The sequence below is a fragment of the Bradyrhizobium sp. PRIMUS42 genome (genome assembly GCF_023006515.1).
GTDB lineage: Bacteria > Pseudomonadota > Alphaproteobacteria > Rhizobiales > Xanthobacteraceae > Bradyrhizobium.
The window spans coordinates 1-3,211 of record NZ_JALBGZ010000705.1; the positions used below are offsets into that span (position 1 = coordinate 1).

The window sequence follows — 3,211 nt, forward strand, 5'->3', positions numbered from 1 at the left end:
CGCGGAGCGGCTGCTGCGCGGGCCGGCCGAAGCCGACGCGCACGCGGCTGGCTGTTCGGCGCCATGGTCCTTGGCGCTCTCTTCATCGCGATCAAGTTGTTCGAATATGCCGGCGAGATCGCGTTGGGAAACGGCCTGGAGACGAGCTCGTTCTTCACGCTGTACTTCCTCCTGACCGGCTTCCATCTCCTGCATGTCGGCCTCGGCATCGTGATCCTGGCCGTAGTTTCCCGCAGTGCCAAGGCTGCCGACGTGGAGACAGGCACTGCGTTCTGGCACATGGTCGATCTGCTCTGGATCGTCATGTTTCCGATCATCTATCTGGTGCACCCGTGATTCCGGATCGTCTCGACATCGCCTGGATCACGTTGATCGGCCTTGCGCTCGCGACCATTCTGGTCCCGCCGCTGGTGTCGCGCCCGTTGTTCGCCAATGCGTTGCTGCTCACGTTTGCCGCGTTGAAGGGCCGCCGCATCGTGCTCGATTTCCTCGATCTTCGCTCTGCGCCGGCGCTCTGGCGGGGCCTTGTGAGCGCCTGGGTCCTCGTCGTCGTGCTGTTTGCCTGGCTTGCTTCCGCCATCGTCGCCCTGATCTGACGCGCTCCTTGCGCTTCGTCAAAGAGCGACCCCGGCGGATCAGCAATAAATAGCATCACCGATTTTCTCTCTACGACTCAAACCGGAAAAGGATTGGCAATGGCTGAACGCCTGACCAAGTCGGCCGCTCGAAATGTCTTCTACGGCGGTTCGGCCTTCTTCTTCGCCATTTTCATAGGGCTGACGGCGCACAGCCATTACTACATGGCCACGACCTCCACCGACGCGTCGACGCTGACCTTGTCGGTCGCGCGCGGCAAGCATGTCTGGGAGAAGAATTCCTGCATCAACTGCCACACCCTGCTGGGCGAGGGCGCCTATTTCGCGCCTGAGGTCGGCAACGTCTGGGACCGCTGGGGCGGCAACGAGGATCCGGCCGCGGCGCGCGAGACGCTGAAGGCCTGGATGCAGTCGCAGCCCTCGGGCGCAGAGGGCCGGCGGCAGATGCCGCAGTTCAACCTGACCGACCAGGAGCTCAACGACCTCGCCGACTTCCTGCAATGGACCAGCACGATCAAGCGTCAGAGCTGGCCGCCGAACAAAGCCGGCTGAGAACGCTGCTTTCTTCTCAAGACAGAGAGAACCCGAGATGAAATATCAAACCCAGAAAGTCGCGATGCTGTATTTCTACGGCGCGCTGACCCTGTTCCTGGCCCAGGTCGTGTTCGGCCTTCTCGCCGGAACGATCTACGTCCTCCCCAACACGCTGTCGACCCTCCTGCCGTTCAACATCGTCAGGATGATCCACACCAACGCCCTGATCGTATGGTCGCTGATCGGCTTCATGGGAGCAACCTACTTCCTGCTCCCGGAAGAGACCGAAACCGAGCTCTATAGCCCGCTGCTGGCGAAAATCCAGTTCTGGATGTTCTTCGGCGCGGCCGGCGTTGCCGTGGTCGGCTATCTCTTCCACTACCACGAGGGCCGCGAGTTCCTCGAACAGCCCTTCATCATCAAGGTCGGCATCGTCGTCGTCTGCCTGATGTTCCTGTTCAATGTCACGATGACGGCACTGAAGGGCCGCAAGACCACCGTCACCAACATCCTGTTGTTCGGGCTGTGGGGCGTCGCGATCTTCTTCCTGTTCGCCTTCTACAACCCGGCGAACCTTGCCGTCGACAAGATGTACTGGTGGTACGTCGTCCATCTCTGGGTCGAAGGCGTCTGGGAGCTGATCATGGCCTCCATCCTCGCCTATCTCATGATCAAGCTCAACGGCATCGATCGCGAGGTCGTCGAGAAGTGGCTCTACGTCATCATCGGCCTTGCGCTGTTCTCGGGCATTCTCGGCACCGGCCATCATTTCTACTGGATCGGCGCGCCCGGCTATTGGCAGTGGATCGGCTCGCTGTTCTCCACGCTCGAGGTTGCGCCGTTCTTCACCATGGTGATCTTCACGGTGCAGATGACCTGGAAGGCCGGCCGCAAGCATCCGAATCGCGCCGCTCTGCTGTGGTCGGTTGGCTGCTCGGTGATGGCGTTCCTCGGCGCCGGCGTCTGGGGCTTCCTGCACACGCTGTCCTCGGTGAACTACTATACCCACGGCACCCAGGTCACCGCCGCGCACGGCCATCTCGCCTTCTTCGGCGCCTATGTGATGCTGAACTTGTCGGTGATGGCCTACGCGATCCCGCAGCTCAAGGGACGTGCGCCCTATAACCAGTGGCTCTCCATGACCAGCTTCTGGATCATGTGCACGGCGATGATGACCATGACCTTCGCGCTGACCTTCGCCGGCGTGGTCCAGGTCCATCTCCAGCGCGTGCTGGGGCAGGGCTACATGGACGTGCAGGATCAGCTCGCGATGTTCTACTGGGTCCGGCTCGGCTCCGGTGTGTTCGTGGCGATCTCCGCGCTGATGTTCGTCTGGGCCGTGCTGGTGCCGGGCCGCGAGAAGCAGGCGACCATTCCCGCCGCGCTGCAGCCTGCCGAGTAAACGCGAATGGCGGCCGCGGTTTGCCGCGGCCGCCTGCTTCCTGGAAAGTCCGGAGAGACATCATGAAAGCTGCCCTTCACACGGTGACCTCGGCGCCCGAGCTGCCGGCCTATGTTCCATCCGGCAACGAATGCGAGCTTTTCGAGCATGCCTGGCGACGTCGTCTGCCGGTTCTGCTCAAGGGGCCGACCGGCTGCGGCAAGACGCGCTTCGTCGCGCATATGGCGGCGCGGCTGGGACTGCCGCTTCACACCGTCGCCTGTCATGACGATCTCACTGCCGCCGATCTCACCGGCCGCTATCTGCTGAGGGGCGGCGACACCGTGTGGACCGACGGTCCGCTGACGCGCGCCGTACGCGAGGGCGGCATCTGCTATCTCGACGAGGTCGTGGAGGCCCGCAAGGACGTCACTGTCGTGCTGCATCCTCTGACCGACGATCGTCGCATCCTGCCGCTGGAACGTACCGGCGAGGAGCTGGTGGCGCCGAACAGCTTCATGCTCGTGGTCTCCTACAATCCCGGCTACCAGACGCTGCTGAAGGCGCTCAAACCCTCGACGCGGCAGCGCTTCGTCGCCATCGAATTCGACTTCCTGCCGCCGGAGCAGGAGATCGGCGTCGTGTCCGCCGAAAGCGGGCTGTCGCCGGAGCGCGTGCGGCCGCTGGTCGGGCTGGCTGG

At 62.9% G+C, this 3,211-nt stretch carries 5 protein-coding genes; all 5 read left to right on the forward strand.

Going from position 1 to position 3,211, the window contains the following annotated elements:
• The coding region (locus MOV75_RS32180; protein WP_247007336.1) for a cytochrome c oxidase subunit 3 at positions 1-336 on the forward strand (336 nt) is incomplete at its 5' end.
• On the forward strand, positions 333-596 hold the full coding sequence (locus MOV75_RS32185) for a cytochrome C oxidase subunit IV family protein (protein WP_246924231.1): 264 nt from the start codon (positions 333-335) through the stop codon (positions 594-596). The genes MOV75_RS32180 and MOV75_RS32185, both read left to right, overlap by 4 nt.
• Before the next feature lie 99 nt (positions 597-695).
• Positions 696-1,148 carry a cytochrome c gene (locus tag MOV75_RS32190; RefSeq protein ID WP_246924235.1) on the forward strand — a complete coding sequence of 151 codons (453 nt, stop codon included), beginning with the start codon at positions 696-698 and terminating at the stop codon, positions 1,146-1,148.
• A 37-nt stretch (positions 1,149-1,185) separates the two neighbouring features.
• The gene (locus tag MOV75_RS32195) at positions 1,186-2,532 is read left to right on the forward strand and encodes a cbb3-type cytochrome c oxidase subunit I (protein ID WP_246924239.1); all 1,347 of its coding nucleotides are present in this window, start codon (positions 1,186-1,188) and stop codon (positions 2,530-2,532) included.
• A gap of 62 nt (positions 2,533-2,594) precedes the next feature.
• Positions 2,595-3,211, forward strand: a 617-nt coding sequence (locus MOV75_RS32200) for an AAA family ATPase (RefSeq protein ID WP_247007337.1), incomplete at its 3' end; no start/stop codon positions are given.